This window comes from Parashewanella spongiae, assembly GCF_004358345.1.
GTDB classification, from domain to species: Bacteria; Pseudomonadota; Gammaproteobacteria; order Enterobacterales; family Shewanellaceae; genus Parashewanella; species Parashewanella spongiae.
Genome location: NZ_CP037952.1, coordinates 1,819,067 through 1,837,835 on the forward strand (window position 1 = coordinate 1,819,067; position 18,769 = coordinate 1,837,835).

The following is an 18,769-nucleotide window of genomic DNA, read 5'->3' on the forward strand; positions in this document are numbered from 1 at the left end:
TTAAAGGTAGGGAAGTCATACAAAAGAACTGGGAAAACAGCCATTCTACTCACAGCTGTTAAAATGTTCTTGTCTTCTTTAGCTCGCCATTCAGTAAGCTATTCCAGAAAACAACTTCATTTTATGCTCCAACATGAAAACTAACAAACAAGATTTTTTTAACTGTTGATTAGAATATCTAATGCATGCGTTAGTATGTCGCGATAGGTGTTTTGTTTATTTTTATTATTTAATTTGTTGCTAGTTTTGGATGGTTATCTGTTTTTAATTAGGAAACCACTTTTTTGAAATTAGGATAAATTAAGCTTATTGACGGCGAGCGTATTGCTAAAGTGTCTAACATTCTTTCTTGAAAAAAGTTAAAACTGGTTGCTTAAAAATCAGGTTTTACACTGACGATTTGGCTTTTTTCTTGTGAGAAATCTCAACCTATAAAGTAGCAATATCTCATTAGAGTTATTCACAATTTTATCCTCTAGAGGTATAGTTAGTGATTATTGTTTTATAACTATTAATTTGGTTTGTTCATGTTTTCGTGGCCTGTAACAGTTTATTATGAAGATACCGATGCTGGTGGCGTTGTATACCACTCTAATTATTTAAATTTTTTTGAACGCGCTCGTACAGAGTGGATGAAAAATATTGGAATAAGTCAAACAAATTTGTTGACTGAAAATGTTGCTTTTGTTGTAAAACATTGTGAAGTTGACTTTAAAATTGCAGCGCGTTTTGAACAATGCCTAAAAGTGGTGTCTAAGATTACGGAGATGAAAAGAGCCTCAATGACTTTTCATCAAGCGCTAGTAGACGACGATGGTAAACTTTATTGCGAAGCAACTATCGTTGTAGCTTGTGTAAACTTATCGAAAATGAAACCGATAGCGGTTCCTAAAATTATTATTCAGGAGTTAATGCGTGCAAGCTGATATTTCTTTTTTAAGCTTATTTCTCGAAGCAAGTGTACTAGTTAAGTTAGTGATGTTAACACTGCTTGGCTTATCTATTATTTCATGGGCTGTTATTCTTCAGCGACAAAAAGTATTGAAAACCGCTCGTAACCAATCCATTAAGTTCGAAGATAAGTTTTGGTCAGGCGTAGACTTAAACAAACTATTCCAAGAATTATCCGCACGTGGTGATTCGAATGACGGCATGGGCCGTTTGTTCGTTACAGGGTTTAAAGAATACTCCCGTCTTACAAAGTTAAGTGGAAGCATGCCTGAAGCTGTAATGGACGGTACTGCACGCTCAATGAGAGTAACACTATCAAGAGAAATCGAAGAATTAGAATCAAATATCCCAATGTTAGCGACCATCGGCTCGACAAGCCCATATATTGGACTATTTGGGACAGTTTGGGGGATTATGAACTCATTTATTGCTTTAGGTGCTGTCGAAAATGCAACCTTAGCAATGGTTGCCCCTGGTATTGCTGAAGCGTTAATTGCTACTGCTATGGGACTATTTGCAGCAATTCCAGCGGTCATTGCCTACAACCGCTTTACGACTAAAATTGAAAAGTTAGAAATGTCATACGTTAATTTTATGGAAGAATTTTCAAGTATCTTGCATCGACAAGCCTACACAAAAAAGGGGACGGATTGATGCAAGTATATCAACGTAAGCGTCGTCGCCCAGTAGCAGAAATAAACGTGGTGCCTTACATTGATGTTATGTTGGTGCTTTTGATCATTTTTATGGTTACGGCACCGATTGTATCTCAAGGTGTTAAAGTCGACTTACCATCGGCACAGGCTGAAGCTCTACCAGCAGACAGCAAACCACCTTTAGTTGCCTCTATCGATGCAGTAGGTGAATACTTTTTAAATGATGGTGATGGGCCAGCGAGTTCGCCTAAAACACTTGAAGAAATCACCATCGAAGTAGCTGCAATTATAGAGTTAGAACCTGAACGCCCCGTTGTTATAAAAGGTGATAAAAATATCCCATATGACAGAGTGATACAGTTAATGGCAACACTGCAGGCGGCTGGTGTACCTTCCGTTGGATTAATGACAGAATCTCCGGAGGCTAATTAAGTGGTAAAGCAATCGACGTTAACACTATCTATTGTCATCTCACTAGTTGTCCATGTCGGAGTGATAGCTGCGCTTGCTGTCGGAGTTGATTTCAACGAAAAACCTAAAGCCTTACCTCAATCGAATGCTCCGATTGTGAAAGCTATTGTGGTTGATCAAAAATTGGTTGCTGCGCAAGTAGAAAAAATTCGTAAACAAAAAGAAAACGCTAAACAGAAAGAGATCGATAGGCAACGAGAGCTTGAACGCAAACTCGAAGATGCGCGTAAAGCACGCAAAAAAGAACAAGATAAGATTAAAAACCTTGAGAGAGAACGAAAGCGTAAGCAAAATGAAGCAGATAAAGCCGCTGCAGCTGCGAAAGCCCACCAAATAAAGCAGCAAAAAGAGAAGGAAAAAGCCGCCAAGGCTGAGCGAATTCGTAAGCAGAAAGAAAAAGAGCAGCGTTCAGCTGAGAAAGCAGCGCAACGAGCTAAAGAAAAACGACGCCAAGAGGAGGCCGCAGCGAAAAAAGCCGAGCAAGAACGTAAACGTAAAGCAGAAGCCGAACGTAAGCGAAAAGCTGATGCTGCTGAAAAAGCTCGACAAGAAAAGGAGTTGGCTGAAGCCTTAGCTGCAGAGCAGTCGGTGCTTGAAAAAACGCGTAATCGTCAAGTTTTGAGTGAAGTACAGAAATATAAGGCTCTGATCACTCAAACGATTAAACGTAACTTGGTTGTAGACCCTTCAATGAAAGGGAAAACATGCAAAGTAAATATTCGGTTAGCTAAAGACGGGTTTGTCATCTCAACTAAAACCGTTAGTGGTGATCCTGTTGTTTGCCGTGCATCAAAAACGGCAATTACCAAGGCTGGCCGTTTACCTGTTTCAGCCGACGCTCATGTTTACAACCAAATGAAAGATATTAATTTAGAAGTATCGCCAGAGTTTAATTGAGGAATATTATGAAAATCATTGGGAAGTGGCTGCTGTTATTCGTCATCTTTATTGTCAGCCCGGTTAAAGCAGCGCTAGATATTGTTATTACTGAAGGTGTTGATGCTGCAAGACCTATCGCTGTTGCGCCGTTTGTATGGGATGGAATAGGAGAAGCGCCACAGCAACTTGCAGATGTTGTGATGTCGGATTTAACGCGCAGTGGAACCTTTAGTCCTATAGATGTTCGTGCACTTCCTCAGCAGGGGATTTTTACGGCGAAAGATTTTAGGAGTGCTGATTGGGCCAATACAGAAGTTGAAGCCCTGCTTGTAGGTAGAGTAAAGCCTTATGGTAATGGTCAATATCAAGTTAATTTCGAACTCATTGATTTAATAAAATCTCAACTTCCTCAAACTAATGGGCTATTGGATCCGAAGGATTTAGTATTAGATAAAAGTGAAGTGTTGATTTCAGAATCTCAATTTCGCTCATATGCTCATATGATCAGTAATCGAGTTTATGAAAAGTTAACGGGTATTCGAGGCGCATTTTTAACTCGCATTGCTTATGTCGTTGTTGATCACAATCAAGCTTCGCCGTTTCAGTTAATGATTTCTGATTATGATGGTTACAATGAAAACATGCTCTTACGTTCAAAAGAACCATTAATGTCGCCTGTTTGGTCTCCAAACGGTCGTAAACTGGCGTATGTGAGTTTCGAAAATAGAAAAGCGGAAGTGTTCATTCAAGACATTTTTACTCAAGCACGAATTAAAGTAAGCAGTACTCCCGGTATTAATGGCGCACCAGTTTTTTCTCCGGACGGAAAAAAATTAGCCTTAACCCTTTCAAAAGATGGTCAACCAGAATTGTATACGCTTGATATTGCGACGAAACGTTTGCATCGAGTGACGAACCATTACGCAATCGATACCGAAGCCGCTTGGTTTCCAGATGGGAAATCGCTTATTTTCACCTCAGAACGCGGTGGTAGACCACAGATTTACAAGGTTGATTTGGCATCTGGTAAAATTCGTCGTATGACATTTGAAGGAGAATGGAACTTAGGCGGGTCTATTACTCCTGACGGTAAATCAATGGTGTTTGTAAACCGTACGAATGGAAAATTCCATATTGCTCGTATGGATTTATCAACTCGTTTTATGCAAATTTTAACGTCTACCAGTTTAGATGAGTCACCAAGTATTGCGCCTAACGGCACAATGGTGATTTATGGTACAGTATATCGAGGAAAACAAGTGTTATCAGCCGTTTCGATGGATGGACGCTTCAAAGCAAGATTACCAGTCGGTCAAGGTGAAGTGAAATCACCATCTTGGTCGCCATTTTTACAGTACTAAAAAGATAAGGAACAGATAATGGATCTGAATAAGTTGTTTAAAGCTATGTTAGTTGCAATCCCAATGTTGGCACTCGGGGCATGTAGCACAACCTCTGACTCAGAATCATCTCGCGAAGCTGGCGCTAATGGTACAAATAGCGGCACAGAGTTCAATGGTGGTGTTGAAACAGGTAGCGCGAATGCAATTCTGACTCCAGAAGAAAGACAAGCACAGCAAGAAGCTGAATTACGTCGTGAAAACATTATTTACTTCGATTTTGATCGCAGTGATGTTCAATATGATTTTGCACAAGTACTTCAAGCGCACGGAAATTATTTATTAGAACATCCAAATGTTAAAGTGCTTATTGAAGGCCATACTGACGAACGTGGTACGCCAGAATATAACATCGCATTAGGTGAGCGCCGTGCCAAAGCAGTAATGAAATATCTTCAAGGAATGGGCGTTCAGCCTAGCCAAATGAGTGTAGTGAGTTATGGTGAAGAAAAACCACAAGATTTTTCACGCACAGAAGCTGGTTTTGCTAAGAACCGTCGTGCAGTGATGGTTTACTAATAACGGTTTATTAAAATCGGTTTATATTAACTTGCCGGTTAACGGAGTAACACAATGAAGAGAGCCGTAACAATTGCGGCAATTTTCCTTGGTATAGGCGCAGCTCATGCTGCGCCTTCGCCTGTTGAGGATATTGCTGGTGGAACAAAAAATGATCGTGTCTCACGTCTAGAGCGTATTATTAAAGCCAGGCAGCAAACTGAGTTTGAAATGCAACAACGAGTCAGTGCGTTGCAGAGAGAAGTTTTAGATTTACGTGGTTTGAACGAACAACAGGCTTACCAACTAGAACAAATATTGCAACGCCAGCGACAGCTCTATGATGAGATAGCAAAGTTACAAACGCAACAATCGACACCTGTGGTTACAACAAAAGAAAGTAACGTTTCGGTTACAACACCAACTGGAAGTCTATCAGAAACGGATAGTTACCAGCGTGCTGTGAATATGGTGCTGAAAGAGCGTAAGTATGAAGAAGCAATTCCTGCTTTTCAGGAGTTTATTGGGCAATACCCAAAATCATCCTATTCTGCTAATGCTAATTATTGGTTAGCCCAGCTTTTATTTAATAAAGGTGATTTAAGTAAAGCTAAGGCTGCATTTCAAACTGTTATTAATAAATTTCCTGAATCAGGGAAAAGTAGTGACAGTATGATCAAACTTGGAAAAATTGCTGAACAGCAAAATGATAAGAAATTAGCGAAACGATATTATCAAAGAGTGGTTAATGAATATCAAAACAGCGCCGCAGCGAGGGTTGCGAAGTCTAATATCGCTAGATTGAAAGAGTAATTATTGTAAAAAATATGCGCTTAGACTGTTTTTCATGCAAACGATAAAAAAACCTGATATTGCACTTGCATGACAAACTGAAAACGGTATTATAGGCGCCCTCAGCACGGCATGGTCGAGTTGAGATAGAGTGGGTCGTTAGCTCAGTCGGTAGAGCAGTTGGCTTTTAACCAATTGGTCGAAGGTTCGAATCCTTCACGACCCACCACTTCTTGAACCACACAGGAAGTAAAACTCCAAGATGGGTCGTTAGCTCAGTCGGTAGAGCAGTTGGCTTTTAACCAATTGGTCGAAGGTTCGAATCCTTCACGACCCACCACTTCTTGAACCACACAGGAAGTAAAACTCCAAGATGGGTCGTTAGCTCAGTCGGTAGAGCAGTTGGCTTTTAACCAATTGGTCGAAGGTTCGAATCCTTCACGACCCACCACTTCTTGAACCACACAGGAAGTAAAACTCCAAGATGGGTCGTTAGCTCAGTTGGTAGAGCAGTTGGCTTTTAACCAATTGGTCGAAGGTTCGAATCCTTCACGACCCACCACTTCTTGAACCACACAGGAAGTAAAACTTTAAGATGGGTCGTTAGCTCAGTTGGTAGAGCAGTTGGCTTTTAACCAATTGGTCGAAGGTTCGAATCCTTCACGACCCACCATTTTTATTCTATGGCCATGAAGTTTCAAGGAAATCAAATTCTTCGTGTACCGTAGCCACCCTCTCAAAATTGATTACTCTTTGTGTGCTTTCGTCGCCTTCAAATGTATTATCTAATTCGTCAGCCTCTATACCTAACGCAGTGGAATCCTCACCAAAAAGTTGCAATAATTCTGTTTTTGAAAGTGCACTTATATCTTCTTGACATTCTAGGGCTTGAGTTGATGAAGGCTTTTTACCCACATTCCGCACCTTTTAAATCAAATAAAAACATTAAAATTTCAACAGGTTAATAACCAACTTCAAATATCAATTACTTACGATTTATTAAAATTCCTATTTATTTTCAAATAGTTGAAATTTGTATTTTATATAGAATGAAGTTCCATTTGTTTTGTGAACGTCCGCTGAACTACATCTAGCCCAGCTTAACATTCCATGGCAGCAAGCTTTCAAGCTCGGTCGGTGATTTTGCGAGTTCTTCTAAGCAATGATTGATGTAATCAAAAGGAATTAGACCGTTAGCTCTTGCAGTTTCGATTATGCTGTAGAGCATTGCACTGGTTTCAGCGCCTTTATGATTGATGTTGAACAACCAATTTTTTCTGCCGATGACGAACGGTTTCACTGCTCGCTCTGCACGATTATTATCGATATTCAGCAGGCCGCTTTCTGTGTAGCGTTTTAATTTACTCCACTGATTTAAGCTGTAATTAATTGCATCACCTAGTTTGCCTTTACTTGATATCTGTAGTGCAGACTTATCCAGCCAGGCTTTAAAATCTGCCAAGATAGGTTCAGATTTAACCTGTCTTTGTTTCATTTTTTCATCAACAGATAACTCAGTAATGGCTTTTTCAATTGCATACAGTTTTTGAATGAAGCTGATGGCGACATTGACCTTGCCAACTTTGGTTTTCCCTTGTGCTGTCTGAGCTTCTACAAATTTTCTTCTTGCATGCGCCCAGCAACCGATAAGCTCAGCGTTAACCTTTTGATAAGCCGCATAGCCGTCAGTTTGCAGGTAACCATTAAAATCCCCCAAGAACATCAATGGACAAGCACCGGAGCGACTGCCATTTTGATAATCAAACAGCACGATATTACGCATGATGGAAACGCCTTTAAATGCCATATTACTCGATGCTGGTGAATCAGCACCTGAGCAATACACCCAAATATACGATTTCGCTCGTTCATCATTGATGACTTTTACTGTAGTTTCATCTGCCTGAATCACGGGTTGTGAAAGCTGTATTTCTCTCAACCGTTGATGCAAGGGTTTAAATAACGCACCGCATTTCATCATCCAGTCCGACATGGTTCGCCGACTGATTTCAATACCGTGTTGTTTGAACATGGTTTCTTGTCGATAAAGCGGTAAGGCGTACTGATATTTACTGGTGATAATTTGACTGAGCAAACTCGGCGTAGCGTAACCTTTTGGTATTGGGCTGCTCGGCACAGATGCTTGCTTGATATTGGGTTTAGTATCGTGTTTCTCACAATGCTGGCAGCTGTACTTTAAGCGAACATTTTCTATGACTTTAACTTTGGCAGGGATAAACTCCAGTTTTTCACTGACATCCTTGCCCATTTGTTGAAGCTGATGTCCGCAGCAGCCACACTGTTTGTCTGCTTTATCAATGTCATGGATCACTTGAACACGTGGTAAATGTTTAGGTAATGGCTTGCGTTTAGGCTTTTCTTTTGTCTTTGGCGGAGTGGCTTCTGGCTCAGGTGTGGTATCAACTTCTAAAATATCGTCTTCAACCAGAGTTTCAGCTTCATTAAACAACTCACCTTGAGCCTCACAAACTTCACTGCTTCGACCAAAGCGATGATGCTGAGCTAAACGAAATTGCTCCAATAAGGTTTGATACGATTGGTTTAGCTCCAAAATCTTACTGTCTTTGGCTTCAAGTTCACTGTCTTTACTCTCAAGCAAAGCCTGTTGCTTCAACAGTAATTGTTGAAGTAAGGCGTTGTCGTCGAGTAAAGATTGGATACTTTTGGTCATGGCATTATTTTACCAAAAAACGAGTGTTAATAGGTGATAACAATGATCTCATTAATGAAATCAACATTCGCTTTAGCGATCAATCAGTCATCAACTTCAACAATAGCTTTCGACAAAAACCTGTTGATGACCAACGACATCGTAACCTGAAAGTAACCAGTGGAATTGCTGCTCAGAGAGCACCATCTGCTCGGTATCAATCTTGGTTGGCCACTTGAATTTGTCTCTCTCCAGCTGTTTATACCAAAGCGCAAAACCTGTTTTATCCCAATAAAGGATTTTAAGTTTATCTCGGTTTCTGTTGCAGAACACAAACACGCTGCCATCGGTAGAAGGCAATTCCATTTGTTGTTCAACAACAGCGCTTAACCCATTAATGGATTTACGAAAATCAATGAAGTCACGGTATAAATACACCTTGGGCAATTGTTGGAACATAATCATGACTGCAATCCTTTGATGACATCGATAATAATTTGAGGAGATATTTGAGCAGGGAAAATTAAATCACCTATCTTGGTTTCAAGTTTGATCACTGGCTGTTGAGCAGGAATGGGGGGAGCTGATGCAGTAGTAACAACTGCTTGAGTAAAACTTGATTGCTGCTTCGATTTTTTTTTGTGAGTGTAAAAGCAACTGATGGCCAACTTATGCTTACGGCAAAAAGCGGTAACGGTTAATCCACTTTCGCTTTGCTGTCTTATCAGAACTTGCCACTGCTCGGGTGTTCTTCGGTTTGTCATGCCGCGTCTCAATAGTTGAAAAGTGGCAAAGATTTTAAGAGATGGTTTTTACTCTGAAAAGACGGGGTTTACCGCACGGTTACGTATAAGTAGATAGGCTGCGCGCACTAAAATGTGTTGTTAATTTCTGGCAATCAGATTGTAGGCAAAAGTCGCTAAAAGCCCATTTTACCTTCTTAAAGTTAGAAGGTTTACGGTTATACCTTTCTACGCTTTTTACTCTATCGGGGGCATTATTCTTTAACTTAGAAACATCAGTTGACTGCGTTCTCAAGCGTAGAAAAAATGGCTGATAGTAAGGCGTAGCTTGCAGCAAGTAGTTATTCTACTTGCAAAAGTTACAACGCAGATAGCAGTCATTTTAGCAAACTTGTGAGCGTAGAGCACTTCACTCATTGGGTGAAAGCCATGATGATAAAATCATCATATTGCTCAAGCAGTTACTCATATACTCAGCGTTCAACTGATGATTTTAGGTTTAAGATAAGTAAAAATTCGGAACTAATCAAACTTGGGTAACAGTTGATATCAGTTATTTTAAATATCTAAGTGCATATAATTACTTTAACTTTAATGTATTTACTCGAAATTACTCGATAATGAGTATCGAACTGATTTGTTACCTCGATATCCTGTGATTTGATGGGTTCCAAGATATTTAAATATTGTTAATACTGGTTTTTTTTGTTGTATGACAACCAAGTAAATTATAAGAAAAAGCCGAGCACATTGGCTCGGCTTGAGTATTAAAATATTATTTACATTTTAATACTTACGCCCATATAATATTGACGCCCAATCGTATCGTAAACTTCAGGGACTGTTCCGCCAGCGCTGCCATTTGTAACACTTGACGGTAACTCATCGGTAAAGTTCTTAATGCCAACATTTAGGTCTATAGCATCGCTAAAGTGATACGTGCCAGAAATGTTGTGGTAGAGAACAGAATCAGCAGTCGTTGTCGCTAAGTAAGGTTGATCGTTAGTATCATAATCGGTGTAATTATCATCCATTGCACCTATATAACGATTAAAATACATTAAGCTCCAATCTTCTTGCCCGGCTTGAACGCTGAAATTATTTCTTACTTTCGCATAGGCACCAAAGTTACCATCAATGGTGCCAGTGTAATCTTCATCATCTTGTTCAAAGTTCAGCAAATAGGTTGTGTCATTATTGATTTTCCAATCAAGCCCAATCGCTTCAAAGTTATAAGATAAATTGAAATCGATACCTGAAGTATTTTGATAACCAACGTTTGTGAGAGGATTCGTTAAGTTATCAAGATTACCATCGGGGGTAATATTGAATGTTTCACACGCCGCGACATCACCTGATTGACAACTGTTTAACCCTGCTTGAGCATCAAGACGAGAAATTGCATCCGTAACTTTAAAGCTCCACCAGTCCAATGTCAGAGACATGCCATCGATTGCACTTGGTGAATACACTAGTCCAGCAGTATAAGATTCAGATTTTTCAGGTTTAAGGTTTTCATCTGATGTGTAGTTTACAAGAATTTGTGGATCTTGTGCGTTACCCCATGGATCAGTAAGATAATCATACGAACCAGTATTTCCGCCGTAAAGCTCACTCACACTAGGAGCTCGGAAGCCTGTAGCTGCGACAGTTCGAAGCATGAGATCATCGGTGGCTTCATAAGTGAAACCCACTTTCCAAGTCGCAGCACTGCCAAATGTTGAATAGTCATCATAGCGGAGTGCAAACTCACCGATAAGCTTATCAGAAAATGGGATACTGACCTCTTGAAAAACAGAAATGACGTTATAGCTACCGTCAGTTGGATCTTGCTGTGCAGCGGTTCCATCGCCAGCTACGATTACAGCATCAGGGTTGTAATAACCGCTTTCGTAGCGATACTCAGTGCCAATCGCAAACCCAACGGCTCCAGCATCGAGTTCGAATAACTCGCCATTTAAACCGGCAGAAATAACATGCTGCTCATTACCACCATCGGCTTTTTCTGTATAACTTATGTCGTCGATTATCGCTGAAGTGAGAGGATCGCCACTGAACCATTGATCTTGGTTGTCATAAATAGATTGTTTCATGTTGGTTGAATTAATAGAATTTGCAACTGATGTATTTGCTTTGTTATTCCCGTAGGTGTAGGAAACATCCCAATCCATTCCGGTATTAATATCCAGAGAACCAGCTAAACCTGCTGAAAGTCTATAGGTGTCTGTATCTTGAGAGTATATGCGTGGTCCAGCGTCAGTAATTCTTCGGCGATAATTAACCCGTCCTGTATCATCAGCGGCAATTCCGCCGTCTAACATTGATTGATCTAAAGATATGCAAGATTCATCAGCCGTAATATTCGGGTCATTACACACATTCAACATAACATTGGCAGGCTGTGGGGCGAGTTGTTGGCTTGATTTACGTTTAGTGTATAAAAAATCACTGGTTATTGTTAAATTATTACTCAACTCTTCCGTCATGTTAGCAAAAATACTAAATCGTTCGTTTGGAGTTTGATACCAGCTATCTTGGGTATAGTCGTAACCCGTATCACGTGCAACCCATTCACCTTGGTCATTTTGCACTTTGCCGCCTAAAGAGCCTGTTGGTATGAATGAGCTATTGCCTGGATCTGTCCATTCTCTGTCTGATTGCACAACGCCTTCACGACGTGAGTAAGCTCCGCCGAGAGTGTAATTCCCTGTTTCGGTATTGAAGCCATATAAGCCGCTTATTTCCCCATTTTCTCCGTCACTTTTGTCCGTTGCACCAGCTTGTACATCGAGCTGAAAGCCGTCGAAATCCTTTTTTGTAATAATGTTTACAACGCCAGCAATAGCATCAGAACCATATACAGCAGAAGCCCCATCTTTGAGTATTTCAACGCGTGCAATCATCGCCACAGGTATAGAGTTTAGATCAACAGAACTATCGGCACCAGAACCTGAATTGACAATGCGGCGACCGTTCAATAATACCAACGTTCTTTGAGAGCCCATACCTCTGAGATCAACTTGAGCAACACCATCGGCTCCATTATTGGTGCTCGAACCAACAGCCGCTCCCGCCATAGAAGTTTGCGCTTGTAATAACTCATCGACAGAGGTAAAACCTTCTGCACGAATTGATGCTGCATTGATAACGGTTATCGGAGAAGCTGTTTCCATATCTTTGCGTTGAATCCGAGATCCTGTAACAGCAATTCTTTCAACTGGATCAGCCGACTCTTTGGTTTGAGCGGATGCGTTGACATTGACTAGAAGGCTTGATGCGGATGTTGCAATACAAACATTTATCGCAATAGCTAACTTAGAATATTTCTTCATTGAATGCATGTTCCTAATATTATTTTTATGTTTATTTTTTCTGCTCTTAAAGTATTGCAATCCAATGTTTATTTCGTCAATTAACCATATATTTAACGTTTATTTGTAAATGTTGGTAATTTGTTTTTATATTGTTTTAAGAGCTGTATGTGTGCAGTAGATAATATTGTTTAATGTATATTGTTGCGGTATTAATGTTATATAGATGATGGTTTTGATAGAGTTATAAATATAATTTCCATTAACTTTTAAATTACAAAGAAAATAATAGTTTTGTGACACATGTCTAAAAATTACTAAGTAAGCTTGATTTTTTGAAACTTTTAACATTTTAAAATGTCGTGGTTTTTTAATTTTATCTGCGTAATTAATTGAAAATTATGGTTGTTACGATTTCACACTTAAAGTGTTAGCCTGAGTTCGAACATTATTTGAAAATTAAATGTAAATTGAACTTATTTTATTTTACTCAATCTTACCTTTTAATAATCGTGTATTAAGAGGTGATATTTTGTCTAGCGCTTTCATAAAACGAATAGATGCATGTTTAGATGCATGTTCGCTGTTTTTTATAAACTTTTCTGATTTTTGAGTGATGACTATGACTATAATGAAATCTAATATGTGTAAGTTTTTCTTCCTAATTTCTATTGTATTTTCGTTAAATATAAACTTAGCTTACTCATCAGAAAGGCGCTTAGCTAATTCGGATAGAAAAACAGTGGTTGTTGTCAAACCAAAGCCAAAAAGGAATATAACAAAACGTCCAAAAGTAATAGTTGTTGTTCCAAGAAAAAGAACTTATAAAAACATTAGAATACACAGGAGGTTTGGTCACTCTTACCCTGGATATGGTCGATTTTTAGTGGACGATTCGGCTTGGAAGTGGCTTGCTTTTACAGCAATAAGTTTAAAAATTCTTGATAACATCGATGAGCAAGCTCAGCGGGAACATGAGCAAGCACAAATATCGGCCACTACAGCGCCTGTAGGTAAAGCTATCACATGGAATACAGATAAAGCTAATGGACAAGTGCTTGCAACTAAAGAAGGCACTAATGAATCAGGCCAATTGTGTAGAGAATATCAACAGACAATAACTGTCGGAGGAAGCACTGAGCAGGCCTTCGGAATTGCATGTTTAAAAAGCGATGGCTCATGGGAGATTTCTAAGTAACATTACGGATTCATGTGTAAGTGTCTTTAGCTTGATATGGGGAGTGCTCAATGCCTTTATCAACAAAATGTACGAGCTTACTTGTTAAGGTTTTAGTTTTCTCTTATTCTTGATTCAAATGTCTAAATTAGTGATAAGTACATGAAACTGAAAATAATGTTAATTTCATCGGTATTGTTGATGGGCTGTAGTATGAGTGAAAATCTATCAGCCCAGGACAGTAGTAAAGTTGATGTATATATCAATGATGGTTCTGTTCAATGCATGGGTGGTGGTAAAACCGTTAAGCAGACAGAGCGGCTTCTCGAAAAAGAAGGGATTAACGTTTACTCATCAACCTGTGGTGACATCAATGGGATGGCGGTGATAAGTGTTTGCGGCGCAGGCGGACTTCATATTAATGTGCACAGTATTGATGAAGGTAAGGTGCCTGAAGCCGAAAAGTTAGGGTTTAAACCTGTTTCATTGTTAAAAGAAGGTTTTACAAAAAACTGTAAAACTAAAAGCAGACCTTCAAATAGCCTTAACATTCAGTAATTTTTTATACAGGTTTTATCTTGAAATAAAGAAGAGTATGACATTAATTTCATATTCTTCTTTATTGGTTTAATTGAATGTACTTTATCTTTTCAGTCGACGAGCTCGAGCAGCATTCGCAAGCTTACGAAGCAAGAGTTCAGAATCTTCCCAATGCAAACAGGCATCAGTAATGCTTTTGCCGTACTCTAGTTCTTTTCCATTAACGACTTTTTGATTACCTTCAAGAATGAAACTTTCAGCCATAATTCCAGCAATAGCGGTGCTACCATTTTGTAACTGAGTGCAAACATCATCGGCTACATTAAGCTGATTTTTATGCTGTTTATTACTATTACCGTGACTAAAGTCGATAACCATGCGTTGGAATAGGTTAACTTCTGCGAGTTGTTTTCTGGAGTGTTCAATATCTTCTGCAGAATAGTTTGGCTTTGCTCCGCCGCGTAAGATAATATGACCATAAGGGTTACCAGATGTGCGAAAAACAGCCATTGCACCTTCTTTGTCGGGCGAGTAGAAAATATGAGGCTCTCGGGCGGCACGAACAGCATCTACAGCGATTTGAATATTCCCATTCGTGCCATTTTTAAAGCCGACAGGACATGAAAGAGCAGATGCCATTTCACGGTGAATTTGACTTTCTGTCGTACGGGCACCAATGGCTCCCCAAGTGATCAAGTCAGCGATATATTGACCATTGACCATATCTAGAAATTCAGTAGCAATAGGTAGTTTTAGCTCTGTAATCTGCTGTAGTAAATGTCGGGCTTTACGCAAGCCTTTATTTGGACTAAAGGTACCGTCTAAGTCAGGATCTGAAATTAGTCCCTTCCAGCCGACTATAGTTCGAGGTTTTTCAAAATAGACTCTCATCACAATGCAAAGATCGTCTTTGAGTTCATGATGCAACTTTGCAAGACGTTGTGCATAGTCGAGTGCTGCTTCAGTATCATGAATTGAACAAGGTCCAATGATAACGAGCAAACGTTGATCTTTGCCTTCAATAATTGCTTCAACTTCTTTACGTTGCTGGACGAGATAATCAGCAGCTAATGAAGTAAGTGGGTATTCTGAAGCCAATTGTGCAGGTGAAATTACTTTACAAAGTAGCTCAGTTCTTAGTTCGTCGGTTTTAATGGTCATTCAACATCCAAACAATAAAACGGCAAAATTTGCCTAATTGGACAGGATTATAACGAATCGTGGAGTGAAGCACAGTGCTATTTGTATTAAAAGTAAGCAGCTGTGCTCTGTTTTTGCTTTAATCGATGTTTATTTTGTAATAAAAATACGAATAAATCGATCTTAAAACATGTGTCTTTCTAGCCCAGTTGTGTAAAGAATTTTTGTGGCTATTTCTTCAACAGAATGATTGGTCGTGTTTATGAAGGGTATGCGTTCTTTCTTAAACATCATCTCGACTTCTTTAACTTCTACACGGCATTGTCTTAGAGATGAGTAACGACTGTTTTGCATTCTGCTTTGGCGTATTTCATGTAAGCGCTGAGGATCAATTGTTAAACCAAATAGTTTATCTTTATTTTGTTTCAGCTTCTCAGGCAGTTTAAGGTTATCCATATCATCTTCCACAAACGGGTAGTTTGCTGCTTTTATTCCAAACTGCATTGACAAATAAAGACTTGAAGGCGTTTTACCACAACGTGAAACACCTAATAAAATAATGTCAGCTTTATCCATGTGTTTGAGGGTTTGCCCATCATCATTATCCAATGAGTAATTTATCGCATCAATACGGCTTTCATAACTGGCATTTTCTTTACTGTGAGTTCGGTGAACTTTGGGCGTTGCTTTTATCCCCAGCTGATCTTCCAATGGCGCAACAAAAGTGTTGAGAAAATCGTAATCGGCTCCTTTACTGTTTGAAATTATCTCTCTGATCTCTGGCTTTACGATGGAATGGAAAACGAGTGGTTGCAATCCTGTTGTAATAAAACAATCATCAATTTGCCGTTGAACGGCTTCAGCTTTCTTGATTGTTTCTACAAACGGAATGGTAACCTGCTCAAATTCCATAGGAAATTGTGATAAAACTGCGTGTCCAAATACCTCTGCTGTGATGGCCGTACCATCGGAAATAAAAAAAACTTGGGGTGCCATATAAGCCTCATGTAGTAATAAAATTACAAATAAAATTATAGATTTACGCCTGTTGTGACGGAGTGTAGAATGCCTCTGCCCTCGTGTGAAGGGGCCACTGAAATAAAACTTGCGGAGATAGAACTGTGCAACAATATGTACTCTGGTATCAGGAATTAGGCATGGGCGACGTCAACTTGGTTGGCGGTAAAAATGCTTCTCTAGGCGAGATGATCAGCAACTTATCGAATGCTGGTGTACAAGTTCCTGGAGGCTTTGCAACAACGTCTCATGCATTTAATGAGTTCTTAGAACAAAGTGGAGTTAACCAGAAGATTTATGACATCCTAGATACATTGGATGTTGATGATGTAAATCAACTTGCAAAAGTTGGCGCACAGATCAGGCAATGGGTTATCGATACCCCTTTCCAACCAGAATTAGAGCAAGCGATCCTCGAATCCTACAACAAGCTTGCCTCAGAAACTCAAGAAGCTTCATTTGCTGTCCGCTCCTCTGCAACTGCAGAAGATATGCCGGACGCTTCATTTGCTGGTCAACAAGAAACTTTCTTAAATGTGAAAGGTTTTGATTCAGTCTTGGTTGCGATTAAACACGTTTTTGCTTCACTATTTAATGATCGTGCGATTTCTTATCGCGTACACCAAGGTTACGATCACCGTGGTGTGGCTTTATCTGCTGGCATTCAAAGAATGGTACGTTCTGACAAAGCGGCGTCAGGTGTAATGTTCACAATGGATACTGAGTCAGGTAACAATGATGTAGTCTTCATCACCTCATCGTTTGGTTTAGGCGAAATGGTTGTTCAGGGCGCTGTTAATCCAGATGAATTTTATGTTCACAAGCCAATCTTAGCGCAAGGTCATCAAGCTGTTGTTCGTCGAAATGTTGGTAGTAAGATGATCCAAATGGTTTACTCTGATGATGTTGGTCATGGTAAACAAGTTAAGATTGAAGATGTTGATGTTGAGTTACGTCGTGAATTTTCTGTGACTGATGAAGAAGTTATGGAACTTGCTAAACAAGCTGTCATCATTGAAAAGCATTATGGCCGCGCTATGGATATCGAGTGGGCTAAAGACGGCAACGACGGTAAGCTTTATATTGTTCAAGCACGACCAGAAACAGTTCGAAGCCGTGAAGATGTTCAATTGATTGAACGTTATCATCTTAAAACACGTGGTGAAGTGTTAAGCGAAGGTCGTGCAATTGGTCATAAGGTTGGTTCTGGCGTAGCTAAAGTACTTGCTTCAATTGACGATATGGATCAAATCCAACCGGGTGATGTGTTAGTCACAGACATGACAGATCCTGACTGGGAACCTATCATGAAGCGTGCGAGCGCTATCGTCACAAATCGTGGTGGTCGTACTTGTCACGCAGCCATTATTGCCCGTGAACTTGGCGTTCCAGCTGTTGTGGGTTGCGGTGACGTTACGGACTTGATTAAAACAGGTCAAGAAGTAACGGTTTCTTGCTCTGAAGGTGATACTGGTTTCATTTACGAAGGTAAGCAAGAGTTTGATGTGGTGACAAACCGTGTCGATACGCTTCCTGACTTACCAATGAAAATCATGATGAACGTGGGTAACCCTGACAGAGCATTTGACTTTGCTCGTTTGCCAAATGAAGGTGTAGGTCTTGCTCGTCTTGAGTTCATCATCAACCGTATGATAGGTATTCACCCTAAAGCATTACTTGAATTTAATAAGCAAGATGCTGAGCTTCAAAATGAAATTCATGAAATGATTGCTGGATATGAATCTCCGGTTGAATTTTATATTGCACGTTTAGTGGAAGGTATTGCAACAATTGGTAGCGCCTTCTATCCGAAGAAAGTGATTGTTCGTATGTCTGACTTTAAGTCTAACGAATATGCTAATTTGGTTGGAGGTGATCGTTATGAGCCTGAAGAAGAAAACCCAATGTTGGGCTTCCGCGGTGCAAGTCGCTATATTTCAGAATCATTTCGTGATTGTTTTGCACTTGAGTGTGAAGCGATTAAACGTGTTCGTAACGAAATGGGCTTGACGAACGTTGAAATCATGATCCCATTTGTTCGTACGCTTGATGAAGCTTCTCAGGTTATTGATCTTCTTAAAGAAGAAGGTTTAGAGCGTGGTAAAGATGGTCTACGCGTCATTATGATGTGTGAGCTACCTTCAAATGCTTTACTTGCAGAAGAATTCCTTGAATACTTTGATGGTTTCTCAATCGGCTCAAACGATTTAACTCAGCTTACGCTTGGTTTAGATAGAGACTCAGGTATCATCAGTCACTTATTTGACGAACGTAATCTTGCTGTTAAGAAGTTACTTTCTATGGCTATTCAAGCGGCTAAAGCCAAAGGGGCTTATGTCGGTATTTGTGGCCAAGGCCCATCAGATCATGCAGACTTTGCAGCATGGTTAGTAGAGCAGGGCATTGATACCGTTTCATTGAACCCTGATACAGTGATTGACACTTGGTTGTACCTTGCTAAAGAGCACGGATAATTAATTTTCAGAGTTTTAAAAGGTCGCTAAAATGCGGCCTTTTTGTTTT

Annotated in this window: 17 protein-coding genes and 5 tRNA genes; 15 read left to right on the forward strand and 7 right to left on the reverse strand. The window is 39.7% G+C overall.

Annotation, left to right across the window (positions count from 1 at the left end; translation table 11 throughout):
- Positions 1-527: 527 nt before the first annotated feature.
- From ybgC to E2I05_RS07020, 12 genes are all read left to right on the forward strand, one after another.
- Positions 528-926, forward strand: a complete 399-nt coding sequence (gene ybgC / locus E2I05_RS06965) for a tol-pal system-associated acyl-CoA thioesterase (protein WP_121852102.1) — start codon at positions 528-530, stop codon at positions 924-926.
- Complete coding sequence (tolQ, locus tag E2I05_RS06970; protein WP_121852101.1) at positions 916-1,605, forward strand: protein TolQ; 690 nt, start codon at positions 916-918, stop codon at positions 1,603-1,605. The genes ybgC and tolQ overlap by 11 nt, the downstream gene beginning before the upstream one ends.
- Positions 1,602-2,039: a protein TolR gene (gene tolR, locus E2I05_RS06975; protein ID WP_165905425.1), complete on the forward strand. Its 438-nt coding sequence runs from the start codon at positions 1,602-1,604 to the stop codon at positions 2,037-2,039. Before tolQ ends, tolR begins: the two co-directional genes overlap by 4 nt.
- Positions 2,040-2,975, forward strand: coding sequence for a cell envelope integrity protein TolA (tolA, locus tag E2I05_RS06980; RefSeq protein WP_121852099.1), 936 nt, complete (start codon positions 2,040-2,042; stop codon positions 2,973-2,975). It begins immediately after the preceding gene.
- 8 nt (positions 2,976-2,983) lie between these two features.
- Entirely contained in the window at positions 2,984-4,318 is a 1,335-nt protein-coding gene (gene tolB, locus E2I05_RS06985; RefSeq protein ID WP_121852098.1) for a Tol-Pal system beta propeller repeat protein TolB, read from the forward strand.
- 18 nt (positions 4,319-4,336) lie between these two features.
- Complete coding sequence (gene pal / locus E2I05_RS06990; protein ID WP_121852097.1) at positions 4,337-4,876, forward strand: peptidoglycan-associated lipoprotein Pal; 540 nt, start codon at positions 4,337-4,339, stop codon at positions 4,874-4,876.
- A 54-nt stretch (positions 4,877-4,930) separates the two neighbouring features.
- On the forward strand, positions 4,931-5,668 hold the full coding sequence (gene ybgF, locus E2I05_RS06995) for a tol-pal system protein YbgF (RefSeq protein WP_121852096.1): 738 nt from the start codon (positions 4,931-4,933) through the stop codon (positions 5,666-5,668).
- Between the two features lie 132 nt (positions 5,669-5,800).
- Positions 5,801-5,876: transfer RNA gene (locus E2I05_RS07000), tRNA-Lys, on the forward strand.
- Positions 5,877-5,911: 35 nt separating this feature from the next.
- A tRNA-Lys gene (locus E2I05_RS07005) sits at positions 5,912-5,987 on the forward strand.
- A 35-nt stretch (positions 5,988-6,022) separates the two neighbouring features.
- A tRNA-Lys gene (locus tag E2I05_RS07010) sits at positions 6,023-6,098 on the forward strand.
- A 35-nt stretch (positions 6,099-6,133) separates the two neighbouring features.
- A tRNA-Lys gene (locus E2I05_RS07015) sits at positions 6,134-6,209 on the forward strand.
- A gap of 35 nt (positions 6,210-6,244) precedes the next feature.
- Positions 6,245-6,320: transfer RNA gene (locus E2I05_RS07020), tRNA-Lys, on the forward strand.
- Positions 6,321-6,328: 8 nt separating this feature from the next.
- Here the strand turns inward: E2I05_RS07020 and E2I05_RS07025 are convergent.
- The 5 genes from E2I05_RS07025 to E2I05_RS07045 form a co-directional block, all read right to left on the reverse strand.
- Positions 6,329-6,562 (reverse strand): hypothetical protein, encoded by a 234-nt coding sequence (locus E2I05_RS07025; RefSeq protein WP_121852095.1) that lies wholly within the window; start codon positions 6,560-6,562, stop codon positions 6,329-6,331.
- A gap of 175 nt (positions 6,563-6,737) precedes the next feature.
- On the reverse strand, positions 6,738-8,339 hold the full coding sequence (gene tnpC, locus E2I05_RS07030) for an IS66 family transposase (protein ID WP_121852094.1): 1,602 nt from the start codon (positions 8,337-8,339) through the stop codon (positions 6,738-6,740).
- Between the two features lie 96 nt (positions 8,340-8,435).
- Positions 8,436-8,783 carry an IS66 family insertion sequence element accessory protein TnpB gene (gene tnpB / locus E2I05_RS07035; RefSeq protein WP_121852093.1) on the reverse strand — a complete coding sequence of 116 codons (348 nt, stop codon included), beginning with the start codon at positions 8,781-8,783 and terminating at the stop codon, positions 8,436-8,438.
- Complete coding sequence (gene tnpA, locus E2I05_RS07040) at positions 8,780-9,082, reverse strand: IS66 family insertion sequence element accessory protein TnpA (RefSeq protein WP_121852092.1); 303 nt, start codon at positions 9,080-9,082, stop codon at positions 8,780-8,782. Before tnpA ends, tnpB begins: the two co-directional genes overlap by 4 nt.
- 758 nt (positions 9,083-9,840) lie before the next feature.
- Positions 9,841-12,393 carry a TonB-dependent receptor plug domain-containing protein gene (locus E2I05_RS07045; RefSeq protein ID WP_121852091.1) on the reverse strand — a complete coding sequence of 851 codons (2,553 nt, stop codon included), beginning with the start codon at positions 12,391-12,393 and terminating at the stop codon, positions 9,841-9,843.
- Positions 12,394-12,994: 601 nt separating this feature from the next.
- Between E2I05_RS07045 and E2I05_RS07050 the strand changes: the two genes are divergently transcribed.
- Complete coding sequence (locus E2I05_RS07050; RefSeq protein ID WP_133372163.1) at positions 12,995-13,570, forward strand: hypothetical protein; 576 nt, start codon at positions 12,995-12,997, stop codon at positions 13,568-13,570.
- A gap of 141 nt (positions 13,571-13,711) precedes the next feature.
- Positions 13,712-14,107, forward strand: coding sequence for a hypothetical protein (locus E2I05_RS07055; protein WP_133309538.1), 396 nt, complete (start codon positions 13,712-13,714; stop codon positions 14,105-14,107).
- A gap of 84 nt (positions 14,108-14,191) precedes the next feature.
- Here the strand turns inward: E2I05_RS07055 and E2I05_RS07060 are convergent, their stop codons facing one another.
- Positions 14,192-15,250, reverse strand: a complete 1,059-nt coding sequence (locus tag E2I05_RS07060; RefSeq protein ID WP_121852088.1) for a 3-deoxy-7-phosphoheptulonate synthase — start codon at positions 15,248-15,250, stop codon at positions 14,192-14,194.
- A gap of 162 nt (positions 15,251-15,412) precedes the next feature.
- Complete coding sequence (gene ppsR, locus E2I05_RS07065; protein WP_121852087.1) at positions 15,413-16,225, reverse strand: posphoenolpyruvate synthetase regulatory kinase/phosphorylase PpsR; 813 nt, start codon at positions 16,223-16,225, stop codon at positions 15,413-15,415.
- Between the two features lie 125 nt (positions 16,226-16,350).
- Between ppsR and ppsA the strand changes: the two genes are divergently transcribed.
- Positions 16,351-18,720, forward strand: a complete 2,370-nt coding sequence (gene ppsA, locus E2I05_RS07070; RefSeq protein WP_121852086.1) for a phosphoenolpyruvate synthase — start codon at positions 16,351-16,353, stop codon at positions 18,718-18,720.
- The last annotated feature ends 49 nt before the right edge of the window (positions 18,721-18,769 follow it).